Consider the following 25,190-nt stretch of genomic DNA (forward strand, 5'->3'; position numbering starts at 1 on the left):
TAGAGAATAACCGTTTCATCCATTCACGCCCCCTGTATAAACCGTTTCGGTTATCGTCCTACGCCTGACCGGCGTTTCAATGCCAGCCCATGTTTCGTTGCGAACTTCTTCCTCCACCGCTATTTTGCTGAATGCGGCTTTATGTGCCCGATTGGCAACGCTTATACCATAGTTTTGCTGGCTGTCACGGCAAGGAGATTCTTCATCCAAAACCTGCCCCACTGCCACAGTGGAAAAACCTGCCATAAGCAGCGACATGGCCACCAGCTCATCCATCTTCATGCTGTATGGCAAAAACGTATGCCGCTTTTGTATGGCCTCCCGTTCATCCCGATATTCCTCGGAAATATTGTCTGTTTTCTTGTCCCTGGCTCTTGGCTTTTCTTTGGCCAAACGCCGCTGGGCGTTCAAGATTTCCTGCTGGGCTTTGCGGATAAGGTAATGCTCCACATAGAGGCCGCTTACCCCGGGCATCACCGTCCACGGCGAGCAAGCAAGGAGTGCCGCTATAACCAGTTCCTTTTTATGATGGGCAAGGAGCCTAGCCGCTATGCTTTCATCGTCAGCTGGCCGCATGACCTTGTTCTTCTCCCAGAGCTTCTTCATTTCCGCTTTGTATTCAGCCTCGGCAGCGTTTTCCTGTATGCCCTTGCCCTGCTGGTAGGCCTTTATGTTGAGAATCCTAGAATATGCATTTCGCACCCGCTGCAAAATCCCATCGACATAGGGTGCTGCAGTCTTTGCCCCCGTAGTCTTGGCCTTGGTTCTCTGTTGATTGGTCTTTTTGAGCAGGGCATTGCGAATCGCCAAAGTATCATAGCCGTGCATCATAAGCTGCAGAGCGCCCTGACCGCACTGGTATTCGTTTGCAGCATCTATCTCCACCCCTTCAGCAGAAAGCTCCAGCTGACGGTTATATTCGTCCTCCAAGGCATCTTCTTCCGCCAGCTGGGCAGCATTTTCAGCCATCTGTTCTACCACGGAATCAAGAATTTCATCTGCATAGTCCTGGGCTTCAGCCAGTCCCGTATTTTCAAGGAGAATTGCCCGCGGGCTTTGATTTATCACATCATGCAAGGCTTTGCGGTCAATATCCGGGTAACGCAAAAGACAGGTTTCTGCCACATCCCTGTCCAAGCCTTTTTTCCAAAGCTGTCCTGTGTAGCTCGGATTCAGTTCCAGCCGTTCCTGCAGCAGGTATTTCCATATCGCCTGTACCGAATATTCCAAGGCCATCAGCTCTTTGAAGGTCTTACCTTCCGGGAGCTTTTCTTCTACCTTTTCCAGCCATTCCTGCTGCTTTTGGATAAGTCTCCGTGCTTTCTCCTGTATTTCCTGAGCATAGGTGTGTTCCCGGCCTTTTTCGATGTGTGGATTTCCCTCAAGGATGGCTTTTTCTATCTCTTCATCCGTGCAGTTCTTGCGGATGAGCGCCATGGTGACGAGGCAATCAAAGTATTTGCGGAAATTTCCCGTAATGCCCCCATCATGGCCAGACCGCCGGAAGGCCTTGTCATAGGCTTCCAGCCGATTCTTGTACATATCCAAGGTGCTGACATCAGCCTTTGCCGTGGTAGTCTCCTGGACTTCTCCATCATAGAGAAGCGCTTCTATGTACTTATCCGCGAGTCTCCCCGGCTCTTTTGCTACCGGGGAGCCTTTCTGCAAAACTTGCGGCAGAAACTTTTCCGGAAAGCCATCCTCCTTCATCTGCCCGATTACTGCCCGTTCATCGGCAAAGCTCAAAAGAGCGCAGCCTTTTTCCGCCATATAGCGCTTCAGATAAGACCTATAAACGGCTACTGGCGATTTTCCCTGTCCAAAAGCCGGGGCTTCCTCAATAGCAAGATAGGTATTTTTTACCTGCTGGGCTTTTTCCATGAGCTTTTCCAGCTCATCTACATGCTCACGCCCATAGTCATGCAGACGGCCATCCATGACATCATAGACAGTCTCCGGCATGTACTTTTCCTGTACCAGCAGGTAGATAGCGACCTGCCCCTCGGCATGAAAGTTCCAGCCGTCTTCCTTGTGAGGGCTATCTGGAAGCTTAGCAAAATCTGCCGCTGCTTTTTCACAAGCCTCCATGTCTTCATTTGCCTTTTTCCCTCTGGCTTCTGCCACAGCCCGGAACAGGTTGTTGGCATAATGGTCTGCATACTGGCTTTCCGTTATCTGCTGGACAAAATAGCCCTCGTCCTGCATGAATTCATGTGCTGCCCGCTCAGAAAAGCCCTGGTCAATCAGCGAGGACAAAGCCTCCTCATCTGCCGGTGCAAAGAGGTCTGCTATCTCCTGTTCGTGCCGCTCACGCACTTTCTGGTAGATATGGTGCATTGCCCTTGACGTATCGCTGGATAACGCCTTTATTCGCCCGGCTTCTACTTCGGTTGGAAGAATCCGCGCCAAGGCCTTTGCTGCCCCGGCTTCATCCAGCCAACCAAGATAAAAGCTGTTATCTACGAGGCCGGACTTTATATCCTCCCATGAGTAGCCTGCTTCGGAAAATGCTGCCATAGCCTCCCGGTCTATGCCCTCGTAAAGGGCAGCAAGCTTTTCCTTGGGTAGGAGACTGTTCATCAGCCGTCTGTATGCCTTGTTTATCTCGGCCATGCTGTCACCTTCTTACTTCATCCACGGACTGCTTAATTCCCTTGGCAATGTCCGTGACGGTTCCCGTAAAGGATGCATCCGCATTACCGAAGGCTTTCCCCATGTGGGAAGTGTTGCTTTCCTCCATGGAACCTTCTTTCACATGACGGTTAAAATTTGCCTCCAGCTGGTTCACCCGTTCCTCCATCCGGGTCACGCGAGCCGCAAAATAGATGATTATAATCGTTAATAAGATTTCAAAACTCGATACCATAGATAATATCCTCCCTGCTTTTTTCTTCCGGATAGTCTACCCGGTTCTCCAATAGCCAACGATGATTAAATTCTTCTCTCCCGTACTCGGTCAGGATTTCATTCATCCTGTTGAGAGCCTTTTTGTCTACTGCCACATAGGAAAGGGTGAAGGGACAGTATTCCAAGGCCAAATCAAAGAGACGGGAGCCTTCCGGGCTGTCGTAATAATACTGGCGCTTCGGCGTAGCTGCAGCAATGATTTCAATCTGCCGCTGGTTAAGGCCAAAGGTTTCATAGGTCTTCTTCTGCCCTTCCTCCAAAGCGTGAGTGTTGGGCAGGAAGATTCGAGAATGACAGTTGGTGAGTATCGTGTCCAGGAGCGGAGACTTGGTAATATCCACCAAGGACTGGGTGGCAAAGACCACGCTGGCATTGTATTTACGCAGGACTTTCAGCCATTCCCGGATTTTTTCGGCAAACATGGGGTTGTCGAAGAATACCCAACACTCATCGAGCACGATGAGCGTCGGTGCCCCTGTAAGGCTCTGCTCAATGCGGTGGAAGATATACATGAGGGCCGGACCGACAATCATCTTGGAACCCATGAGCTTTTCCATTTCAAATGTCTGCCAGCTGCCAATCTCCAAATTATCCGTGTCGGAATCAAAGATGGCACCATATTCGCCCTGATTGCCCTTGCTGTCAGCCAAGGCTAGGGGCGAAAAGGCTTCCTTGAGCTTGAAGTCCTGCAGGTAGCCCACAAAGCCGGAAATCGTGCGGAATTCCTGTGCCATGCCGGAAAGCGCCCCCAAGGCATCACGGATAATGCCCTTTATCTCCGGGGTGATTTCCATATTCTCCTGCCGGAGGAAGTCGCACAGCCATTCCTGTGCCCACTGGCGTTCGTTATCATCGTCAATGTGGGCAAGGGGCTGAAAGGAAAGCTCTCCGCTTTCGCTGCCAAGGTCGTAGAACTTTCCACCCACGCCCGTAGTCAGCACCTTCGAGGACGAGCCCTTATCGAAAATAATGACCTGGGAATCCTTGTATTTGCGGAAGGAAGCCTCCAAACAGTTCAGGAGCACCGATTTACCGGCACCAGTCGGCCCGACTACAAGGCTATGCCCAACGTCTCCCACATGAAGGTTCAGCCGGAAAGGCGTGTTGCCCGTTGTCTGTGTGTAAAGGAGCGCCGGGCCACCTAAATGCTTATTTCTGGCGTGACCTGCCCAAATATCGGAAAGCGGCATCATGTGAACCATGTTGCCGGTGGAAATAAGCGGTCGGCGCACATTATGAGAAAGCATCCCCGGTATGCTGCCGAACCAGGCATCTAAGGCATTCACATCTTCAATGACCGTCTGCTTCATACCAAGATTCACAAAGACCTGCCGCACTGTCTTGGCCCGTTCTTCCACTACCTCCCGGTCTTCATCCATCACCACCACCGATGTGGTGTAGTAGACATAGGAAATGGTGTCAGCCTCCACGGCGTTAATGGCATCCTTTACGTCCTGAAGTTTTGCCTCTACCGTCTCGTTGTTGTTCTCCACGTTGTTCTGGCGGTGGGTCAAAAGGGACAGGATGGACTGGAGCTTGCCCTTCCACTTTCGCTTAATGCTTTCCAGCTCTTCCAGTACATCGGACTTGGACATACAAACGCACCGGGTTGTCCAGCGATAAGGAAAGTTCATCTGATTGAGGGCATCAAAGTAGCCAAAAGCCGTGTCAGTGCCGAAGTCGATAGGCGTAATCACCCGGATATGCTTCCGGCCAAGTCTTGGCTCAATGCCGCCATAAAGCGGTGTATCGTAAAACATCATCTGGTCTAAAAGCATGGGCTTTTCCGGCATGGTAAGCTTTCGGTTATCGGCTGAAATTGTCGAGTGCAGATATGTCAGCGTTTCATGCTTATCCAAAAACTCCGTAGGAATCCGCAGGCTCTTGAATATCTGATAGATTTTCATAACCGCTTCGTAGAAGAAGTTCAGGGAATCTTCTGCATCCACATCCCGGTGCTCCCGGCCTTCCACCATCATTTCCCGGATGCGCTCCTGGCTGTCCTTTGGCGGCATCCAGTAAAGCGTGTTGTAAAAGGTGGATTCAAAGTAATTGCCTCCGGCAAAGAGGTATTTACGCTCCATATCGATACCCTTGGTAATGGGGTCAGGAAAGTAGTTATCCTCCGGGTAAGAGGTCGATGGCGTACGCTGCGCCTCAAAGTGCATAACCCAGCCGGTCTTCACGCTGCCTATGGCTTCCTGTAGAATCCTTGTGATAATGGCCATCTCTTCTGTCACTGCCGAATCAAGGTCAGGGCCACGGTAGCGCCATGTGGTCATAAAACTGCCATCCTTGCCAATGGTGACAGCCAGTTTCGGATTCCCAGCAGATGGTGAAAACTCGATAATTCTGGCAAAGGGCATGACATCTTTCAGGCACTTTTTATTTCTCTTGAATAAATCCAGTCTGTACAAGGCCTTACGCCTCCTTTCGGTAGTGAGTCATAAGTTCATTTAGGCCGCTAAAGCTCATTTGCGGCGGTGTAAGATTTGCCCGGAATAGTCCCGGCAAACTTCCCCACCACACATCTTTGCGGTTATAATCCTCCACAATGTAAAGGGCTTCCAGCCGATTCAGCACTTCACGGATATATCGTTCCATTTCTTTTCCCTGCCCTTTGTCTGTCAGAAGGAAAAGGGTATTGGCATATAAGCCCGTAAGCTCTCCGAGAAGCGGTGCTTTTATGAGCTTTTTTACGGATTTTCTACCGCCACACCACTTGCTCATATAACTCATCAGCTTCTTTTCCGCTTTTTCCGGCCCCATGATTAAAAGCCGCTGCACAAACCGAAAGGGCAGCCGGTCTACGGCATGAAGCAGCGTTTCCTCCTGTTTTAGAGGCAAGGGGGCAGCCAGGGAAACAGCTACCGTTTCCTTCCCTCCCAGTTCTATGCTATTGCCGGAGAGGTTCAGGTCTAAATCCTGGGAAAGCAGGGCATCCAGATATAAGGGAACCTCCGGCATGATTATTTTCTGTTCATTGTAGGCAATGGCAAAGCTCATAAAGTCAATGACATCCTGATATTCCAAAACACTGGCCTCTGTGACCTTTCCAAGATTTTCTGCAAAGTCATCCAGGACCGTGGCAAAATAAATCCCGGCATCTTCGGCCTTTACGAGCATATCCTTGTTTAGGCGGTTCACAGCGTACCCCATTTTACTTATAAAGGGATTCCAGCATAAGACAATATAGAGGCCGTCTTCGCCCAGGGGAACGTGCTGCCGTTCCAGCCACAGGCTCCAGCCTTCTTTGAAGTGAGGAAGTTCAATTCCTGCCGCGCTTTCTTCTGGCAAAGCCTTATAGCGGATAACCCCGAAGTAGCTGCCATCCTTTTCCTGCACAACATGCGGAAGGGTAAGCCCTCCCCAGGGCAGCCAGTCGGCCACCGTGTTATTGCTTAAATCATATTCTTTCCACGACATAATGCACCTCATATAAAATCAGAGCGGAGCGGCATTACGCCATGCTCCGCTCTTTTCTGCTCACGTTGAATAATAGTTTTCCTTGTACATATACTGGCTCAGGCAGTCAAAGAACTGGGCATCGTCCTTGGCCAGATACACGCACAGGGCGTGTACCGCCACAGACAAAAGCAGTATATAGACAAAATGGAAATACATGACGAACATAAAGGACACGATACCATTGAGGATAATGACGTTTCTCGGCGCACCCATAAAGAGAATTTCTTCTGTCAGTGAGCGATAAAAAGGCAGGTTATACCAAGAAACAGCCCCTTCCTGACCATCCATAACGGCCTCACATAAAGAGACAGCTGGACACGCCGTCAATGCCAATCCATTCCATACCGGCACCTACGGAAGTGGCCACAGCACCGCCACCTACGCACTTAATAGCCCGCTGGGTAACCTGCTGCTCCATGCCCATGCCCCAGGAAAGACCGCCTACTGCCCCGGAAATAACCGTAAAGCAGGCAGGAATCGGCCCCGTCATAAGGTCCGTAAACATCTGCACCGGCTTCTGCAGCGGCGTTACCTGAATGTTGGATGCAGAATTACAAAAACCCACATCCGGCACAGCAGCCACCGCTGCCATAAGCCCCAGTCTTACCATAAAGACCTTGTTTTCCTTGGCAAAGGTCAGCGCATCAGCAGCCGCCTTGGCGCTCTTTGCTTTGATTTTTTTGATAGAATCCATGTACATGTTGAAATAACCTCCTTTTTTCTATCCAAGAATCATTTTACGGGAGAATTTGCCCCGCAAACTCTACAATGTTTTACTCAGCACCACCATCAGCCGATTTTCCGGGTGTCGTAATCTCCCGTCTTTTTGTTGTAGCCATTCACCAAAATGATGTCCTCCACCACACGCTTGGTGGCTTTTTTCCGAAGATAAACTACCACATCCACAGCTCTGCCCACTGTTTCCTTCTGTGGTGTCAGCGAGACACGAGAGGTCAGTTCCTCTAAGCGGGAAAGGGTATCATAGGCCGATTCGCTATGAACCGTACAGCACCCACCCCGATGGCCTGTTGACCAGGCCTCCAAGAGTGTCATGGCCTCCTTGGAGCGCACCTCGCCCACCACAATTCTGTGGGGAGACTTTCTAAGCGTAATCCTCAGCAGCATATCCATATCCATCTTCGGCGGTGCCGTCTGCAGCTTCACATGATTGGGAGCCGTACAGCGAAGTTCCGAGGTGTCCTCAATAATCACAATCCGCTCATTCATCTTGGAAATCTCGGCCAGTATAGCATTTAAGAGTGTGGTCTTGCCGGAGGCCGTGCCACCGGCAGCGATGATATTCTTATGCTCCCGAATCGCTTTCATAATGGTCTGCCGCTGTACTTCCGTCATGGTGCCCTGCTCCACATAATCATCCAAGGTAAAAAGTTTCTTACCAAATTTGCGGATATTAAAGGACGGGGCTTTTACAATCGGCGGCAGTTCCCCTTGAAAACGACAGGAGCTAAAGAGCCTAGAGGCTGGTATTTCTGCCTCAAGCTCCGGGAAATCTGCCGGGACCACCCGGCCAGCCAGGGAACCCACATTGTATATGAGTTGCTTGGCCGTATTGGCACTCATGGTGACGGGACTTTCCACCAAACCTTGGTCTTGGGTATCTATCCAGACATGGCCATCCGGGTTCAGCATGATTTCGGTAACCTTTTCGTCCTGCATATAGGCCATGAGCTGCGGCCCCATGTTGGATTCAAACATCTGCACATAACGGTCAGTAACAAGCTGTGTATTAGCCATCAGCCCACCTGCTTCTGGTCTTGCTGGAATTTCTGCCAGTCGGCATCGTCCGCAAACTCATCATCATCTTCATCGTCTCCTTCATCAGCCAGTGCTTCTATCGGATACGCACCTTCTGGCCGTGCCCTTTCTTCAAAAGGTTCTGCTGGCTGTCCAGCCCCTTCGGCTCGTCTATTGTCCGCATTTTGCGGTTCTTCAGGTCTATGAGCTTCGGTACGTTCAGCGTTTCCTGCTTCTTTTTCAAAGTCTTCCTCCTTTGTCTGCGGCACCGGCTTTCCGTGTGCCTGACAGCTTACACATACAGCCTCTTTGGCAAAAGCTTCGGCCTCCTGCTTTCGTTCTTCTGCTGTGGGCTGCATAGGCTCTGCTGCAGCTGCCTTTCCATTCTCTTCTGTCTGACTTACAGGCTGCTTTTCAGGTTCCGCATCGGGTACTTTATTTTTAGCTTTTTCCTCCTGCTGGCCGCTATCTGCCAAAGCCTCAGCCTCTTGCTGCTGGGCCATTTCTGCTTTTTTCCGGGCAAGTTCCACCTTGCGCCGTTTTTCTTCCTGGGCCCTGCGCTCCGGCTCATGGATGGCAAAGAGCTGGTCATAGTCTTTGACCTCCGTACAGGTATCGGAAAATGGCGGTGCCTTTACCGATACCCGCTTCACAAAGTAAGGCTCCTTGAAAAAACGGATTTTATCGGCGTAGATAGGCCGCTTGCCGGTGACAAAGACCAGTTCTTTTTCCTCGTCCATACGGGAAGCCTCGTCCGGGGTCATAAGCTTTCGCGCATTTTCCGACACCGAGGTATTCTTCTCAAAGAGCCTGCCGGAACTTGACACGCTGCTGGTGGCAATGGTCGCATCCCCCAGCTTATCCGAGAGCATCCGTGCTGAATCATTATCTGCCGGGGTAAAGTAAATCTGCACATGGCAGTTGGCTGCAATGCCGTTTTCCTTGGTATAGAGCTGGTTGAGCTGTCCGATATTCTGGGCAACGATGCAGATTTTCACGCCGTAGCCTGCGCAGATGGCCAGCTGGTTTTCAATCTGCTCCATCTTGCGCAGCTGCGGAAACTCGTCGAGCATCAGGAGGAGCCGCTGCTTGACCACGTTGGTGGTGCCCCCGCCTTCCCCGAAATCCATATCCCGGACGAGCTTGCTCATCATGGTGCTGATAAAAAGCCTTGTAAGAGGCCGCAGCTTTTCTACATCATTTGGCTGCAGCACAAGGTAGAGCGACACCGCCTGTTTGGGGTCTAAGAGGTCACGGACGGTAAAATCCGAAACCGCCGTGTTGGCCTTGATAAGCGGATTCTGGTACAGGTCAAGTCCGGTCTGGGTGGTCTGCATGATGGACGCCCGGGTTTCCTTGGCACCGTTATACATATTGCTGGCACTTTCTGCGACTTTGGGATGAACGAGCAGGTGATACCACGGGGACTTGGCATCTGCCATGGAAATCCCCGCATCAATATCGCTTTTGTCACTGTAGCCGGATAGGTCTGGAGCCTCCCAGCTTAGCTTATCTTCCGGCTTGCAGTCCTTCTCATAGTCAAGAATGGCCAGCCGCAAATCCTCCAAAGTCTTGACCTTGAACCACTCATCTGTATCAGGCTGCAGCCCCAAGGCCTTTTTGTAAGGCTTCAAATCGGGAATGTACTCCCCGTAAATCTCCTTCAGGGGATTGTGGTACTTTTTCTTTAGCTTGCGGAGTAATTTGCCATCCTTCCCCAGCTTGGGCTTGCCATTTTCGTCCAGTTCGTTTTCCCATTCCTCAACCTCCATAAATTCCTTGGGGCTGATATGGGGATATATCTTCATGTTGGCAAAAAGATGGTCAGTGTCCATGTCCGGGGAAGACAGGAAACTCATAACATCGGACGGATTAGGCAAGTCCTTCCCCTCCTGGTAGTACTTATAGAGAAGGTGCATAATCACGCCCTTCACCAAAGCCACCGCTGAATTTTCCCAAAAGGGATCACCGCCGCTTTTCTCGCCGGTCTTACACATCATATCCGCAATGGTGGTCACATCGTCCATTTCGTCCGTGGTCTGGAAGTTAATTTCCGCAAAGGGATTCCAACGTGCGCCAGAGCCGTCCTTACACAGGGGTTCAAACTTCATGACCTTCTGGTGATGGTGTTTCTTGCGCCAGCCGGAAGTCATATTCCAAAGCTCGGCCTTCGGGTCAAAGAAGAAAATCGAGTGCTTCCAGATTATCCCGGTAGGCGTGATAATGCCCACGCCCTTACCAGAACGGGTAGGCGCAAGAAGCAGGATATGTTCCGGGCCATCATGGAGCATAATCTGATGGTTATAGGGATTTCTGCCGCATACTACGCCATTTTCCTCGGCGTTAAGTTTGGCCTTCTTGATGTCCGCTTCCGTTGCCCAGGCTGCCGTACCATGGGAAGTACGCTGCTGGTATTTTTTGTTAATCATATAGCCGATTACGCCGCCAAGCAGACCACCAAAATGAAGGTCAAAGAAATGAGCCTTCATTACCCCCGGCGGCATCTGCGCCATAATCTCGGCACTTCTTCGCCAGACCACCATGCCAAAAGGCTGATAGATGGCAAAACTTCCAATGTGCAATCCTCCAAGATACTCTGCATAATGGCAATCGGCACCCACTTGCTGGGTGCCGTACCATGAGCCGAGGACGATTCCTGTGAGCACAATACCCATGATGCAAAGCATCACTTTTGTTTGTTGCTGCTTATCTTCCACGCTCAAACCTCCCTTTAATAGCCAAAGGAAACCGGCTTGGTAACGAAGATATTGAACTGCTGCCCCGGGGCAATCGTGACGGTATTTTGCTTATCCATGCCCTTCTTGAAGAGGGTGGAAGCCGTCTGCATCAGGTTCGCCAGTGCTCCCTGCATTGCCAGCTGGCCGCCGGAATAGGTATTCTGGGTTGACACGTTGCCGGAAGCATAAGAGCCAAGGGCTGCTAATGCTGAAGCAAACATACCACCGCCGATTTTGCTGCCGGTATGGTGGTTAACCTTGCCATGGAGGCCGTTGTAACCACCCATATCCATGGCCACAAAGCTGTCCCCAAGGTTAAAGGAGCCGCCATCGGCCATGACAAGAGTAGTAAATACCAGGCTTACCCTGCCGGTATCTGCAGCATCGCCTTTTTCATAGCTGCCAACCAAGGTACTGCCCGCCGGAATCAGAAGTCTTGTTCCCGTGGCACTGTCGTAGACATCAGCCTGAACCTCTGCCGTAATTTGTCCCGGCGTATCGGTGTTAATGCCAGAGTAAAGCATGGCCGGAATAACCGTACCCGCTTGCAGAATCGTATCACTGGGCGCAGTATAGCCTACCTGCACAAGGCCGGAACTTGCCTGACCACCGTTCATGGCCATGGTCTGCCCACCTGCCGGAGCACTTGCTGCAGCCTCCCCGGAGGACGCAGTATTGCCACTATTTCTGCCCAAAGCAAAGTCAATGGCACTTTTGAAACGGTCTTCCAAGGATTTCTTGGCCTGTGCAGCCTCCCGTTCTTCTGCAGTCTGGGCAGCCGATTTCGTGCTCACCTGACTAGGAAGCGTTACAGGAGCCGAATAAGGAGCCTGCGGAATAGCCGGTACTGGCATATTTGCCCTTACAGGCTGCACCTGCTGTGCGGCATTGGGGTTATTTCCGTTTTGACCGTTCTGCCCATTTGCCTCCACATTGCCCGAATTATTGGGATGGCTGCCCGGCTTGCCGTTTGGCTGCCGTTTGGGGTCTAAAAGCTGGTCATAGCTTGCCACCGCATTTTTATCGTTTCTCATTACGCCATCAGCATTGGCGGCCTTTTCCTGTGTCTGCTGCTGCGGCTTTGCCTGCTCTTTTTCCTTATGGCCTGTAAGGTTAAAGACCGTAGCCATGCCAATCACCAGAAAGCCGCCTACCAACACCGCCGTGATGATTTTACGGTTAATACCGAAGACCGTACCATGGCTGCCACCGTTCATGCTGACCTTTCCGGGGCTTTTGTCAGAATCATCCCCGTCAAATTCAGCCTCATCTTCCATATCATCCTCGGCCTGCTTGCCCCGCTTACGGTCAATGAAGGTCTTGATATTCTTGAAAAGGTTGTTCATATTCTCCCCCCTTACTTGCTGTGCTTAATGGTAATGATTTCGCTGTCAGACAAGCGAATCTGCGCCCGGTCAAAGACCTTTTCCACGATGAAATAGTTGTCCTTGACCTTGTAATTGGTGATTTTCATGTCCTTGGAACTTTTCTCCTTGATGAAGAGCGGATATTTCCGAGCCACCATCTTATCGAACTTGATGAAGGTCTTTTCTCCATCGGAGAATACCATGGAAGGACGGCTGGAGCTTTCCCCGCCAGATACACGGTAGCTAAAATCAAGACTTGCGATATTTGTAGTTGCTACCTGGCCCGTAGTAAGCCGGTCTTCCTTTGCCTTGGCAAGAAGGCCATTGGCTAAGTTCTCGGCTTCATAAGTCCAAGTGACCATGGGGTTATACCAATCGGAAGTGTTCAGGATAAGCTGGTAGGAGTGCTTTTCCGTGGTGACAATGAGGTTGGTGGTGCTGGTTTCTACCACCGGCTTGATGTAGAGGTGAGGAACACCGTCCACGTTGGAGGTTGTAACCGTCCAGCCGACCGTGTCACCGCCACCCACGAACTTGATATTCTCGCCCTTGTGGAAGGCCAAGTCTGTAAGATACCCCCTGCGGCAGTAGATTTTATAGAGCTGGTTGGGCGCATAGGCAAAAATCATCGTGGAATTGCCCTGGGCATTGATGGCATCCTGCGTATAGCTGGGAGTGCTGCCATTGCCTCCCGGATAAACCAAGTATTTCTCCGTAGCAGCCGTACCATAGTAGCCATCGGACGGGTCTTCCATGAATTTTTCCATTTCCTTGTTCTTGTACTGTACATCGTCCAAGGCTTCCATGATGCGGCTTTGGGCTACTGCAGAACTTTCCATTTGCTTGTGAAGTTCCTTCAGTTCCTCGGTAATCTCCTTGATGGCAGCTGTGTTCGTCTCGCCGGTTTTGTCGGCCTCCACGGCTTTAAGCTTTCCCTCCAAGGCCGTGAGCTTATCCTGCATTTCCTGCTGGCTCTTTTCCGTCTGCTGGGCCTCGGCCTTGACATCAGGCGCTTTAGCAGCCTCCACGCTTCCCATATAGGGCACGGCAAAGGTGCTGCACAAAAGCGCACCACAGATAATTTTCTTCAACTTGTTATTTTTCATGTTCTTTCCCCCTGAGAATAATTGATGTTATAATAAGGACATAAGCAAGTGGCTATCCCCTCGCCCTCTATTGGCGGGGGATTGGTAGTCACTTGTTTTTTTATGTGACCGTCTTAGTTGAAATCAGCTCTTCTTTGTATTGGCATTTGTACTGTTGACCTGGCTGGCATCGTTGGAGAAGTCAAAGCCAGTAATGAACAGCCCCAAGGGATTGACCTGCAGGGCATCCCCTTCCACCGGCAGCATGGTATAGGAGAACACGCCGCTCATGTTCCGGGTCTTCTTGTCCCCGGAGCGGATGCCATATTCTTCCTCTGTCCAGCGCACCTGATAGGATGTCTCGGAATCCGGCACCTTCTGGATGGAAACGATATGGGGCGTTACCGTGCAGTTGCCGAATTTTTCATCGAACTTCTCATTTTGCTTGACCATTTCATACTTGTTGGCCGCATTGGTGGTAAGGTAGGCCACCGCTTCCCGCTGGGCACCCGTCTGGGCTACGGGGTCAAGCACTACGGACCGGGCATTCAGGATAAACTTGGTGATGAAATACTTTTTCTCGGCCTCGCCGGGGGTATAATCTGCCCCCGTAAACGCTCCGGCCTTTTCCACTTCCCCGGTGCTCTTATCTACCGTTACCACATAGGGAATGACCTGCGTTTTTAGAGACTGCACCACTAGGCCGCCAGCCAGCACCAGACAGGCCACGCCCATCAGGATAGTAGCCCTGCGCCAGTTATAGGCCTGTGTCACCGCACTTCCTACCCGTCTGTCCCAGACAGCCGCAGCCTTCTCTGCCGGTGTAGCAGGGTTGCTGCTTCCCATCTGGTTATATTTTTCCGGCCTTCTAAACATGTTATTAATCGACATACATTCTTGCCTCCTGTATTTTTCGCCTATTCATGGCTTTTCTTGCTTTTGTAGTAGTAACCGCCGGGAAGGTGTGCTCCCAGTCGGTAAATGTAGTTCCCCGAGGTTTCATCCAGCACTACCTCGTACTCAAACTGAGAAAAATCCACGTTTTTATCCCAAAGAAGCCCGGCCTCTTCGTCATAAACAGCACCAAGGTCATATAATTCCTTGGGATAGACCTTTTTATCTGCCTCCCGGTGATAGCTGGCATAGATGGCCAAGGCATCATCTAATTCATCGCACTGCCGGATAAGCCGGTTGCGCTGGCTTAGTTCCAGCTCCTTATACCCTACGACTATGCCAGTGATGCAGATAGCCAGTCCCAGCAGCATACCAACTCCAAAGGCCAGGTTATCCCTTCTGCCCTCTTTCAAAGAAAGACCTCCCATCAGTTGCCATTGCCTTGCGCAAACATAATCTCTTCCCCGCCAAGAAACGCAATTCTGGCTTCTTTATTTTCCTTTGGTGCCACCTGTCCGGCACTTGCCGGAGCCGGAGCACTTGCAACTACCGCTTGCTGCTGCGGAGCTGACCTGGGAATACTTGGCAGCGGCAGCACGGGCCGTGGCTGGGATGTGGGATAAACTGCCGGAATGGCTGGCAGATTACGGAAATTCCCCCCTTTATTTCCTCCAGTATTTGCTTTTGTTCCAGTCTCCGACGCCGTTTCCACAAAGGGATTGACGGATAAATCAACGCTTACTATTTCTTTTCCGTCAGGATTTCCAGAATGGAAATCCTGAATATTACCTGCCTTAGATTCATTATTTCCATTCTGGAAATCCTGAATCTCTGTCTCCTGCTGGCTTTTTTCATCCTGCCATGCACTACCTGTAAGGAGCCCTATGGCAAATACGCCCAACACCAAGGACGCAGCTGCTCGGGAATGCCTTTTCCCATACCTTATGATTTTTGTTTGCATTGTAAGCGCCTCACTTTGTATAAATCTCGTAAACCACATGAGCTTGAATCTTGCCCTGCTCCATATTCATGGCCAGCCCTTTAATGCTTACCAGGGCATCACTGGAACCAAAGTTTTTGAGGAAATTCACCATATTGCCCCACTCACCGCTAATATCCAATTCACAGAGCCGTCCATTTTCTTCCGCATGGTCAGCTGAACCTAAAAGATTCAGCTGATTTCCCTGTGCGGCAAGGATAATCCGGCTTTTTACTACCTTGGCCTGTTCTTCTGTCACCGGCCTGAACTTTTCGCCATTGAGCCTGTCAGCCTTTTTCTGCCAGTCACTAACAGTCTGTGTCATTACGGCAATCCGGCCTTGTATTTCCTGCTGGTCATGAAATACATGTACCGTGTAGCCTGTCATGGCCATGAGGATAGCGCCCAAGATACCTATAACTGCCGTAAGGCCTCGCATTTTTTCCAAGAATGCTGCCACGCTCATCTTGCCTCCCCCTTCTGTACGCTAAGAACTGCATTTATGCTGCCATCTGGATTTCCCTGGGAGCTTGCAATGGCAACACCGCCAAAATTATTGCTGGCTGTGAGATTACTCATGTATCTTTGCAATGCTGCTTCATTTTTGGCCCGAACAGCCACACTGGCCCAGCTTTCATCTTCTGCCCCGGCCTTTACGGCCAAGGTTTCAAAACCGACTTCTGCAGGTCTTCCTGTCATTAACAAGCTAAGAGCCGTGAACGCATCTGTATTCTCCTGCTTGGCTCTATCCATGACCCGAAGTTCCGTCTCCAGCTCCGGCATACTTTCCTTTGCGGCTTCGTAATCTACCACCAGGCTTTCTGCCGGTCTTACGCTTTTCATACAAATACAGGCTACGATTTCAGCGATAATCATTGTGGTCATCACGGCCACAATGATTATTTTGGTGTTCCGCTTGATTCCAATTTCTGCTTCCATTTGCCCCTCCTCCTATACTGCTTTCAGCCATCTTTCCAGCTTGTTGGCCTTGATGGTGCCCATCACCCAGCCAGCAGCATTGCATATACCAAAGTTTTCCTCTTCTACCAAGCGGCAGAATCCTGTAAGTTGCCGGACAGCTGCCGAAGTCAGAACTTCCGTGGCTTCCAAGTCCACCTGTACCTTCCGGCATCCTCGTTTGAGGCAGGATTTTAACTCTTTCTCCACCCTGGGGCAGACCGTAAACATATATGCCCCAGGCACCTTAATGACGGCTGTATTTTCCTGCTTGTTTACAAAATTCAATGAATACCCTCCCCATCTATGATTACGCCGTTTTGCTCCAACATGAACCTCGGCACTATATCCTTGATTTTTCTTGATATATCTCTCGGATGATACGGTCTTGCCGCACAAAGGGTGACGCTTTTGCCGGTCACATCCACATAAAGGCATTCCACAGCCATGAGCATGGTGAAATAGCCTCGACTTTTTTGGGTACCTTTGATGTAATCTGCCCATTCCATTTCTCCAAAATATTTGTCGCTGGCCATCCGGCCCAGATTCTCACGATAGGCTAAGACATCAAAATCCTTCGTATCTGCCGTAACCTTTACGGTAATATCTGTTTCCGTGGCCACAAGTTCAATATCCATAGCCATTTCTTCCGGGCTTTTTCTGGCGTACATGGCAGCATTCTGGGCTGCTTCCACTATGGCCATGGCAAAATGACCTTCCGTGTCCCCCAGCTTTTTATCCAAGGTGGATTTAATTGGCGGCAGGGCTTCCTGGAAGAACGCATCATAGCCCTGTATGTGATAATGCTGAATCTCTCTGTCCTGCAAAACTTCATCCTCCTACGGCATCCATGTTCCCGTGATTAAGGGGATCACCCTTGCCGTGATATTTTTAAGCGGTACTGTGCCGGTATATCTGCCATCAAAGCTTCTCGGGTTGGTGCCTATGGGCAGAAACTCTCCCTCCGGCACCACAAAGCTGCCTCGAAGCACCGGCATCGGCCTTTCTTCTCGGTCTTCCGTGTATGCCTGCCCGATATAGCTCCCATTTGCCTTGAACTGCAAGGTGTCCGGCTCTATCTCATAGCGTTCTCCGGCCACAGCTCCAACCTGCTTTAAGAACCTCACTCCCGGCTTTAACCAGCCACGCTCATACGCCACGTTCGTAATAGCCTCTGTTGGCTCAAAGACCACATAATCGCCATCCTTTATGTCTCGCTGTGGTACCCTCATATAAAGCCCACGGGGCAGGCTGTCCGTGTGATTGTAGTAAAATACCCGGTACTCTGCCGGAAGCCTGGGCACATACGATAAGCACCGCCAGAATCCCAGCACCACCGCGAAAATTAAGATAACCACCATAAAGCGGTGGGACTTCTTTGTTGTATCTATCCACTTCAATTTCTTTCCCCTCCCGACTACGCTTTTAAGTCTAAGGGAAAATTTGCTCCGCAAACTCTTCGATATTTTACTCAAGCCCTAAAAATGTTATAAGCAACCTAAAAAAAAGTGCCCTATGAAGGCTACATTCTTTTAGGTTGCTTATAACATTTATATTTGGTATAATGGGGCTACAAGAAGAAAGTATGTGGCGCTTCGGCGCAACACCGAAAAAGACGCCTTGGGTTTGGTCACCCGAGGCGTCTTTTTTCATATACTCAAAAGCCCCGGCATACACCGGGGCTTAGGGGCCTCAAGCACAGATGGTCAGTCTAGCCGTCAGCCAATAGGAATTATTTGCCGCGTTTGCGAAGCCAGTCGTAGATACAAGCTGCAACTAAACTACTCGCAATACCCACGAAGAAAGAAGAAAGCATGTGATGACACCTCCCTCTGGGCCAGGACTAAACCGTGGTTAGAGGTTCGCGGCAGATACCATTATACCATCTTGTTACAAGGATAACAAAGCCCCTTGATTTATTTTTAATTTTGAATCACGCGATATACTTCTGTACCACATCAAAATAGCTCTTGAGGTGCTTATGCACGGTTGCCAGTGAAACGCCACATCTTCCAGCTATCTGGCTGACATTTTCGTTGTGGTGACGGATTTTCTCGTTTATCACCTGATACCGTACATAATCCTTGTCCTCTGCAGCTGCCGTCTTGAAGGCTCCCTGTACCTCCATAAGCGTTTCCAGCAGTCTTCTGTACCTGCGGCGCTTATCCACCAAGGAATCCAGCCACATCTGGTTATACTTCAGTTTTTCCGCCTTGCAGAAGGTGTTGATACGCATATCCAGCAAGTGAATCATGTTCCTCACCACATTTGGCCGGTAAATATCTTCCTCGGTAAGGTTATAGCTGCTCATGGTGGCAATGGACTGCAAAATGAACTTGTTCCACTTGTGCAGGGTGGCTTCACAAACAAACAGCTCCATGGAAATGCGGTGGAAACTCTTTTCATCCCGGTATTTGGCTATCACAAAATCCTTCATTTCCTGTGTCAGTCCCATCATGACAATATCCACCACTGCCATATTTATCTTGTACCGCTGAAGGCTCAGGAAGGTCTGGTATCGCTTGCTGTCCTCCGGCTCCAGCTTGCAGAAATCCGCCAACTCCCATAGCTTACTGCGTTCCTTGTCGCTTATCTTGAATCGTTTTATGAGGGTCTGCTCGGCTACATACATGCCAAGGTCTGGGTTTAGAGCATTCATGAAAGTATATCCTCCCGTTTGTGCCGGAAACTCGGCGTATCCAATTTTGCCACCTGGCACATTTCTTCCAGCCGTGACGTGATACGGCTGGCCTGTTTATCTTCCTGTACCTTGCCTGACCGGTCCCGTATAATCAAGTGGTCTTTTAGCTCCGGCAGCGAATAATTGGATGTTACTATGGTCTGCAGTACATTGGCATAGCGGTAATCAATAATTTCCTGCAGTATGGCCACCTTCCACTCCGTCCGCTGGGTTGTACCCATATCGTCTAAAATCAGGCAATTTGTTTTTTTTATCAGGGGCAGGATTTTATCTTTCTGCTTATTGCCGGACTTATCAAAGCTATCCTGCAATGTCCTGAAAAGCTCCGTTACAGACACAAACAAAACAGAAAGTCCTTTTTTCAACCGCTCATTTGCCAGTATCGAGGCCATTTTCGTCTTCCCGGTGCCACAATCGCCATGAAGATACAGGCTGATATTCTCCTTGGCTGCCATAGTGGCCAGCAGCAAACCTCTTTTGTTCCCCGGCATGAGCGTAAAATTTGTCCATGTATCCTGTCTGTAATTTACTGGGATATGCGCTGTGTCCATCAGCTTTTCCAGCCTCTGCTGCCGCAGCTTTTCCTGTTGAAGCCTGCAAGGACATACCCGAAGTGAAAATTGACCGCCTGTACAATCAGCCTGTACCATAAGCCGCTTCCACTCCGGCTTATGGCTGCAATCCATGCCAGTACATGACCTGCACTGTTCATTTGCTGCTTCAATTTCAGCCAGTTCGCCGCTATACCGGGCCAACTGTTCCTGGGGCAGTTCATACTTCTCCTTGAGACTATGAACAATGCACAGAGCTTTATTGCCTCTGGCCATGTTTTTTTTGACCAATTCACTTCTGCCTGACATCCGGCTAAGTGTCCTCACAAAATCAATATTTCTGACCGGTTCCAATGCTCCCATCTTGTTGCCCCCCTTAGATTAAACCAAGCCTTGCCAAGAATTCATCCGTCTTTTCCCCGGGCAGAATTTCCGGCAGCGGATTTCCATTCGGGTCCAAATCTACTTCCGGGTCAAACTTTTGGGTCTGCTCGTTCGTGACAGGAGCATCTGCTTTTATGGGGATCACCTTGCGTTCCCCAATCTTGTGCCATCTTTCGAGAATGGACTGGATGTACTTGAAGCTCACGCCTCCCTTAGATGAAAGAGCTGCTTCTGTGATGGCAGATTCCACCTTTTCAAAGCCGTATGTTTTGCAAAGATGCTTCAGGCCATCTTTGACAAGTGGGCCAATATTAGACGAGATATTATCCCGATACTTCTGAATGAGCTGCTGAAGAAGCTCGTCCGTTTCATCCCCCGGGTTATTCCTTGTCGTAGTGGTAGTAGTAATATTTTCTTTTTTTATTCTCTCTAAGTTAGTTTTATTATATAAGTCAGTCTTATTTAGTTCCGCTGGCGGAACGGGGGCCGTTTCATATACGGAACAGGGCGTTCCATTTTCGGAACGGGGTGTTTCACCAGCGGAACGGGCTGTTTCAAGTACGGAACAGGGTGTTCCGCTAACGGAACGGGTTTCTTTCAACGTTGAAACCACTTTTTCCCGCGCCTCGGTCAGCGTCATGGTAATACCTGCAGTGTGGGCATCGGCCACCATGTTTTTGGCCTCATCCTCAACAGCTTCAACTTCTGCCCTGCCCAGCCGGTCTTCATAGTCATGTACATCTGCCATGCTTTCCGGCGGCTCTATGCGGTTTACATAGATTTTCTGTGCGCCGTTCCGGCTTATGGGTACCGTCTCTATGAGGCTGTATTCCACAAGTTTCTTGAATGCCCTACATATAGCCGTCTTGCTCATCCCGAGCAGCGTGGCCAGGTCACCATAGCTGAACATGAGAAAAATATCGCCATTTTCCTCGACCCAGCCGTTTCTTCTGGACAAATTCATGCGGTCTTTGAGAACCGCATAAAGAACCTTTGCCTTTACATCCAGGCCATCGTAGAATCGGTAGCTGAACAGCCCTTTGGGCAGCTGGTAATACACTTCATTGTCTATGTCTTGTGCCCTGAATCTCAAACCATCATATCCCTTCATAAAAGCGATAGAAATTATCTCCATAAGTCCATGGGGTTCATGTACTGATACGAACCATCTTCCCCTCTGGCAATATACTCTAAATGCAGATGAGGCCCCGTTACGTTGCCGGTAGCTCCCACCGCGCCAATTACCTGCCCCTGGCTGACCATATCGCCGCCATTTACATAGATGGCCGACAGGTGGGCATATCTTGTATAGGCATCCACAGCAGCATGATAGAGCATGACCTGATTGCCATAGCCATCATCAAAGTTGCCACACTGCACAACCTGCCCATCCCAAAGAGCCGGAACGCCAGAGCCACTTTCATAGCCCAGGTCTACTCCAGCATGAAATTTCCATGTGCCGGTAATGGGGTGAACACGCCAGCCAAAAGGCGAAGTAACCGGCAGGTCTGCTGCCATGGCAAGGCTGGACATTCCTGCCGTAATGGCAACAAACAGGACAGCAATTTTTCGTTTTAGGCTCATGACATTGCCTCGATAGCCAGGTTTGCTGCAGCCCTACGCAAATCCCAAAGCGCTGCATCGGCGTTATCTACTCTTGCCTTTGCTGCTTCCATTTTGCCCGTGGCTTCCTCTACAAGCCGCAGCAGCCCCTCTCTGACCCACTGCCTAGCCTTTGCCTCAGCTTCGGCCATATCAAGGCTTCTGGGGGCTTCTCCGGGCTTTTCAGCCTGTATTTCTTGCAGGAGTGCTTCTTCCATATCCTCTTGGCCTGCCGTCATAGGGTCTTGAGCTGCCTCATCACACGCCATGTCTGAGGCTTCCTCCTGCGGCATTTCTTTTTCCTGTACATCTGCTATGGTGCCGGACCGATTTCCTGATTCCAAATCACGGATATAGGCTCTCTGCTCGTCTTCCGACTTATAGGCCAGCTCCGATAAGGCCGTTTTGCCCAAAAGATTTTCTTCATAGGCTTTTCTTGCCTCCGGCACCACATGCTCCATCATCTTTATGCGCTGCAGTGAGCTGGTTGATATACCGAGAAATTTGTTGCAAAGGTATTCACGGAACTGCCCCTGGCTCCCTGTCTCCTTTTCCCAAAGTTTTTTGGCAATCGGCTCCAGTTTTTGTACCTCGTCCAATTTTTCGAAGGGAGTTTTATCCCGGTAGTCATTGGCAGATATAATATTGATTGTCTCTATTTCCTCAGCGGTCAGCTCTTCCGTACCGTTCAAATCCACTCGCACGATACAGGGCATAACCGCCTTCTCAATTTCTCCCTGTTCCAATCGGTAAAGCATGGCTGCCCGCCGTCTTTCCCCGGAAATCAGGGTGTATTTTCCTGGTTCATCAACATTCGCCACAACCTCCAGCGGTGTAATGTGGCCGGAAATCTTCATCCTCGTTGCCAGTTCTTCAACGTCTCGAATCCCGTAGAAGTTCTTGCTGTTTGGCACAATATCATGAGCATCTATCATCTGTACTTCATAGGCTTCATCCTTTGCAGGAGCATTAACGCTTCTCTGCTTTTCCAATATCGACAGTATATTCCCTGAATATCTTTTCACCTGTTCATACCTCCGACACTACGCTATCCCTAAATATTCCCTTGAGAAATCATAAATATCCCTGGCAATCAGGCAGCTGGGCGATACTTCAAAGATGCTCTTCTTTCCCTGCCGCGCTACATTGAGGTAATTCTTTGCCCCTTGGGTGGCGTAGTGAATTTTGGTTCGATACACCGGTAGATGCTTGTTCTTCATCTCGTCAATGCACTGGTACGCAGTCTTATGGGCGCTGAAAGCGTTTACCAAAATCCCGGAAAGCTTCAGTTCCTTGTTAAACTTTTTCACCTGCTTGATATGCTCCATAATCTCTTTGGCCCCAGCCAGGCTGTCCTTTTCCGGGAACGTCACGATGATTACATCATCGGTGAAGGATAACGCATTGATAACGGACATATTGATGTCGGGAGGATTGTCGATGATGCAGAGGTCATAATCCCCGGCCACTTCCTGCAAGGCCTCCCGAAGGATTACTGCTTCATTGCCTTTACTGCCTTGCATCAGAAGCGCGTTTGCTTCTATAAGTCCCGTATCTGCGGCGATAAGGTCTATGCTCTCATAGCGGGTATGCTGGATCACCTTTCGCACCGGTACATCGCCCATCAGGACATTGGCAATGGTACCGTGCTGCCGGTCTGCTTCAAACCAGTCAGAAGCATTTCCCTGTTTGTCGTTGTCAATGAACAGGATGCGGATGCCGCTGTCCCTTAACATACAAAAAATGGCGTAGGCAAAATTGGTAGATACCGTTGTCTTGCCCACGCCACCCTTAAAGTTTATAAAACTTACGGTTCGCATTGTACGATGTTCGCCGAAGCATTCAGTTTTGTCCAGTGTCGTTTCTGGTAAAGCTCCCTTTACCACATAGGCTTCCAGCTTCTCATGCAGCCCTTCCAGATAATCCAAAAGCTTGATGAGCTCTTTTGTTTCCTCTGGTGCATACTCCACAGCCGGAAGTATCATAGCGATTTGTTTCAGGAGTTCCTTGGAATTGTTCTGGTACTTGCCGACCAGTTGCCCAAGGCGTGATATGTCATTAACCTCGATAATCTGTTCGAGGCTCTTGCAGCGCTGCGCCATCTTCATATATTGTTGCTGCATTTCTTCGTAGGAGAGTTCGCCCAGTAGGGCATTTTCTCCAAGGCCAAAATCTGCCATCCCGTTAACGGTCATAAGAATCCCCCTATATGTTTTATAAACAGCGACCATATTGTCGTATCGGTTTCATAAAACTACATAGTGAGGATTAAGTCTTCATACGCTTCATACAATCTTCATTAAACATCTCCGCAAGAATCGCCATTGGCTGTGCCATTACTTCACCTCCCATTAGTGTATGAAACAATACACATGTAAACGTATTATTTGATACTCATTGACTGGAGTATAACACCTATTTATTAAAATTATTTTAAAAAATTGCCGTTATTTTTCACAAAATACATATCTAATCAAATTTTAATGTTGCCCTGATATACTAAGCCCGCAACAAAAGAAAGGAAATAGACTATGTTAAAAGACAGGCTAAAGCTCGTTCGCACCAGTCTTCCGGGCAATATAACACAAAAACAGTTCGCTCAAATGATGGGAACCACCCGACCTGTTATAACTAACTATGAAAGAGGTGTAATTACCCCTAAAGAAGTCTTTTTGAAGCTCGTATGTAAAGAATTTCAAATTAGTGAAGACTGGTTATTGTATGGCATTGGAGATATGCATGTTCATAACGAGAATAACTGCTTAGATGAAATTATGGCTATTTCGACGCTTCCTAATGACTGTCAAACTCTGATTGATTACTACCTTTCCATGGAGGCTACTTCTCAAAAAATTCTACTTTCCATAGCCAAAGAATTAAAAAATAACGACCTACCACGACTATATCTCTCTTGTCGTGCCCCTGGCCTAAAAGAATCCGACAGAGAAGATATACTTAAAAAGATGCAAAGCTTAGAAGCTAAGCTCATAGCTGAAAAAGAGTCGAACCATATCAAATGATGGTTCGACTCTTCTCTTTAATATCGGGGGCTTTGCTATTGCAGGTTACGGCGTCGATTGGCTATATTCTCTTCTTGATAATTTCCCACGTGTCCGTGGCAAAAAAGCATCCATCTGCTTCGTATTCCATTTCGATAAACCGACTATAGGGAATGCTAAAAGCCAACTGCTCCTTGCCGATGACCTTGCGGGCAGATGGATCTGTTAATCCAATAAAACAGGTCTTCTCTCTTTTTTCCTCGGCGGATAGAGGATATAGTACCGCTTGCCCACAGCCAGAAGCAAAGCTGACCTGCACGTTATTTTGCGTTTCCATATCATAATTAGCCAATGTCACAAGACCAGACAACTGGTCAGCATTCACCAAAAAGATGATACATTCAGGCGTTTCAGCTTCATCAACCAGCTCCAACGGCTTAAACACCAGGCAGTCCGGTGCCTTTACCTTAGGGATGGTTTCCGTAAAGGCCTTTGCCAGCTCTGGTGTCTTTTTGTAATACTCACTGCGAGGTATCTTTTCGTTCCCATTTGACAGGAAAAATTCAATCCAGCCATGCTCATACCCCTGGAATCCCAAGCCAGCTCTGCCTCCCATACACATAGTTGTTGCACATGTAGCTGCGGCGGTCTTCCCCTGTGAAGCAGCCTTAATTAGAGCCACCACACAGCCCCATTTTCCTTCCTTGAAGCTTATGGCATTAGCTGGCATTGACTCCGCACGCAATACAGCCACAGGGTGATTGGTCAAACAAAGTTGCTTGGCAATTTTGCTCTCCATGATT

26 protein-coding genes are annotated in these 25,190 nt (G+C 49.5%); 1 reads left to right on the forward strand and 25 read right to left on the reverse strand.

Annotated features, from left to right (window positions below):
- Positions 1 to 15: 15 nt before the first annotated feature.
- From FZ040_RS12120 to FZ040_RS12235, 24 genes are all read right to left on the reverse strand, one after another.
- Positions 16 to 2,613: a hypothetical protein gene (locus tag FZ040_RS12120; RefSeq protein ID WP_149172229.1), complete on the reverse strand. Its 2,598-nt coding sequence runs from the start codon at positions 2,611 to 2,613 to the stop codon at positions 16 to 18.
- A gap of 4 nt (positions 2,614 to 2,617) precedes the next feature.
- On the reverse strand, positions 2,618 to 2,866 hold the full coding sequence (locus FZ040_RS12125; RefSeq protein ID WP_149172230.1) for a hypothetical protein: 249 nt from the start codon (positions 2,864 to 2,866) through the stop codon (positions 2,618 to 2,620).
- Positions 2,850 to 5,324: a TraG/VirB4 family ATPase gene (locus FZ040_RS12130; protein ID WP_149172231.1), complete on the reverse strand. Its 2,475-nt coding sequence runs from the start codon at positions 5,322 to 5,324 to the stop codon at positions 2,850 to 2,852. Before FZ040_RS12130 ends, FZ040_RS12125 begins: the two co-directional genes overlap by 17 nt.
- A gap of 4 nt (positions 5,325 to 5,328) precedes the next feature.
- Positions 5,329 to 6,333 carry a hypothetical protein gene (locus FZ040_RS12135; protein WP_149172232.1) on the reverse strand — a complete coding sequence of 335 codons (1,005 nt, stop codon included), beginning with the start codon at positions 6,331 to 6,333 and terminating at the stop codon, positions 5,329 to 5,331.
- 60 nt (positions 6,334 to 6,393) lie between these two features.
- Positions 6,394 to 6,663 (reverse strand): VirB3 family type IV secretion system protein, encoded by a 270-nt coding sequence (locus FZ040_RS12140; protein ID WP_149172233.1) that lies wholly within the window; start codon positions 6,661 to 6,663, stop codon positions 6,394 to 6,396.
- Between the two features lie 7 nt (positions 6,664 to 6,670).
- On the reverse strand, positions 6,671 to 7,075 hold the full coding sequence (locus FZ040_RS12145) for a hypothetical protein (RefSeq protein ID WP_149172234.1): 405 nt from the start codon (positions 7,073 to 7,075) through the stop codon (positions 6,671 to 6,673).
- A gap of 89 nt (positions 7,076 to 7,164) precedes the next feature.
- Positions 7,165 to 8,130 (reverse strand): P-type conjugative transfer ATPase TrbB, encoded by a 966-nt coding sequence (gene trbB, locus FZ040_RS12150; RefSeq protein ID WP_149172235.1) that lies wholly within the window; start codon positions 8,128 to 8,130, stop codon positions 7,165 to 7,167.
- Positions 8,130 to 10,847, reverse strand: coding sequence for a type IV secretory system conjugative DNA transfer family protein (locus FZ040_RS12155; RefSeq protein ID WP_149172236.1), 2,718 nt, complete (start codon positions 10,845 to 10,847; stop codon positions 8,130 to 8,132). Before FZ040_RS12155 ends, trbB begins: the two co-directional genes overlap by 1 nt.
- Before the next feature lie 14 nt (positions 10,848 to 10,861).
- Entirely contained in the window at positions 10,862 to 12,214 is a 1,353-nt protein-coding gene (locus FZ040_RS12160) for a TraB/TrbI/VirB10 family type IV secretion system protein (RefSeq protein ID WP_149172237.1), read from the reverse strand.
- Positions 12,215 to 12,225: 11 nt separating this feature from the next.
- Positions 12,226 to 13,341 (reverse strand): TrbG/VirB9 family P-type conjugative transfer protein, encoded by a 1,116-nt coding sequence (locus tag FZ040_RS12165; protein ID WP_149172238.1) that lies wholly within the window; start codon positions 13,339 to 13,341, stop codon positions 12,226 to 12,228.
- Positions 13,342 to 13,464: 123 nt separating this feature from the next.
- Positions 13,465 to 14,211, reverse strand: a complete 747-nt coding sequence (locus FZ040_RS12170) for a VirB8/TrbF family protein (RefSeq protein ID WP_149172239.1) — start codon at positions 14,209 to 14,211, stop codon at positions 13,465 to 13,467.
- A 26-nt stretch (positions 14,212 to 14,237) separates the two neighbouring features.
- Positions 14,238 to 14,627 carry a hypothetical protein gene (locus FZ040_RS12175; protein WP_149172240.1) on the reverse strand — a complete coding sequence of 130 codons (390 nt, stop codon included), beginning with the start codon at positions 14,625 to 14,627 and terminating at the stop codon, positions 14,238 to 14,240.
- A 14-nt stretch (positions 14,628 to 14,641) separates the two neighbouring features.
- Positions 14,642 to 15,175 (reverse strand): hypothetical protein, encoded by a 534-nt coding sequence (locus FZ040_RS12180; RefSeq protein ID WP_149172241.1) that lies wholly within the window; start codon positions 15,173 to 15,175, stop codon positions 14,642 to 14,644.
- 10 nt (positions 15,176 to 15,185) lie between these two features.
- Positions 15,186 to 15,659 (reverse strand): hypothetical protein, encoded by a 474-nt coding sequence (locus tag FZ040_RS12185; protein WP_149172242.1) that lies wholly within the window; start codon positions 15,657 to 15,659, stop codon positions 15,186 to 15,188.
- Positions 15,656 to 16,132: a hypothetical protein gene (locus FZ040_RS12190; protein WP_149172243.1), complete on the reverse strand. Its 477-nt coding sequence runs from the start codon at positions 16,130 to 16,132 to the stop codon at positions 15,656 to 15,658. Before FZ040_RS12190 ends, FZ040_RS12185 begins: the two co-directional genes overlap by 4 nt.
- A gap of 12 nt (positions 16,133 to 16,144) precedes the next feature.
- A complete protein-coding gene (locus FZ040_RS12195; RefSeq protein ID WP_149172244.1) occupies positions 16,145 to 16,438 on the reverse strand; it encodes an STAS domain-containing protein in 294 nt (97 codons plus the stop codon).
- Positions 16,435 to 16,977, reverse strand: coding sequence for a hypothetical protein (locus FZ040_RS12200; protein WP_149172245.1), 543 nt, complete (start codon positions 16,975 to 16,977; stop codon positions 16,435 to 16,437). Before FZ040_RS12200 ends, FZ040_RS12195 begins: the two co-directional genes overlap by 4 nt.
- 12 nt (positions 16,978 to 16,989) lie before the next feature.
- On the reverse strand, positions 16,990 to 17,550 hold the full coding sequence (locus FZ040_RS12205; RefSeq protein WP_149172246.1) for a S26 family signal peptidase: 561 nt from the start codon (positions 17,548 to 17,550) through the stop codon (positions 16,990 to 16,992).
- Between the two features lie 533 nt (positions 17,551 to 18,083).
- Complete coding sequence (locus tag FZ040_RS12210) at positions 18,084 to 18,809, reverse strand: hypothetical protein (RefSeq protein ID WP_149172247.1); 726 nt, start codon at positions 18,807 to 18,809, stop codon at positions 18,084 to 18,086.
- The gene (locus FZ040_RS12215; protein ID WP_149172248.1) at positions 18,806 to 19,765 is read right to left on the reverse strand and encodes an ATP-binding protein; all 960 of its coding nucleotides are present in this window, start codon (positions 19,763 to 19,765) and stop codon (positions 18,806 to 18,808) included. The genes FZ040_RS12210 and FZ040_RS12215 overlap by 4 nt, the downstream gene beginning before the upstream one ends.
- 13 nt (positions 19,766 to 19,778) lie before the next feature.
- On the reverse strand, positions 19,779 to 20,879 hold the full coding sequence (locus FZ040_RS12220; protein WP_187620334.1) for a replication initiator protein A: 1,101 nt from the start codon (positions 20,877 to 20,879) through the stop codon (positions 19,779 to 19,781).
- 32 nt (positions 20,880 to 20,911) lie between these two features.
- Entirely contained in the window at positions 20,912 to 21,370 is a 459-nt protein-coding gene (locus tag FZ040_RS12225) for a M23 family metallopeptidase (RefSeq protein ID WP_149172250.1), read from the reverse strand.
- Positions 21,367 to 22,413 carry a ParB N-terminal domain-containing protein gene (locus FZ040_RS12230; protein WP_149172251.1) on the reverse strand — a complete coding sequence of 349 codons (1,047 nt, stop codon included), beginning with the start codon at positions 22,411 to 22,413 and terminating at the stop codon, positions 21,367 to 21,369. The genes FZ040_RS12225 and FZ040_RS12230 overlap by 4 nt, the downstream gene beginning before the upstream one ends.
- 18 nt (positions 22,414 to 22,431) lie before the next feature.
- On the reverse strand, positions 22,432 to 23,583 hold the full coding sequence (locus tag FZ040_RS12235; protein ID WP_255448879.1) for a ParA family protein: 1,152 nt from the start codon (positions 23,581 to 23,583) through the stop codon (positions 22,432 to 22,434).
- A 336-nt stretch (positions 23,584 to 23,919) separates the two neighbouring features.
- Between FZ040_RS12235 and FZ040_RS12240 the strand changes: the two genes are divergently transcribed.
- Positions 23,920 to 24,408, forward strand: coding sequence for a helix-turn-helix domain-containing protein (locus tag FZ040_RS12240; protein ID WP_149172252.1), 489 nt, complete (start codon positions 23,920 to 23,922; stop codon positions 24,406 to 24,408).
- 61 nt (positions 24,409 to 24,469) lie between these two features.
- Here the strand turns inward: FZ040_RS12240 and FZ040_RS12245 are convergent, their stop codons facing one another.
- Complete coding sequence (locus FZ040_RS12245) at positions 24,470 to 25,186, reverse strand: DUF169 domain-containing protein (RefSeq protein ID WP_149172253.1); 717 nt, start codon at positions 25,184 to 25,186, stop codon at positions 24,470 to 24,472.
- Between the last annotated feature and the right edge of the window lie 4 nt (positions 25,187 to 25,190).

Source organism: Pseudoselenomonas ruminis, assembly GCF_008271295.1.
In the GTDB taxonomy this organism is placed as follows: domain Bacteria; phylum Bacillota; class Negativicutes; order Selenomonadales; family Selenomonadaceae; genus Selenomonas_A; species Selenomonas_A ruminis.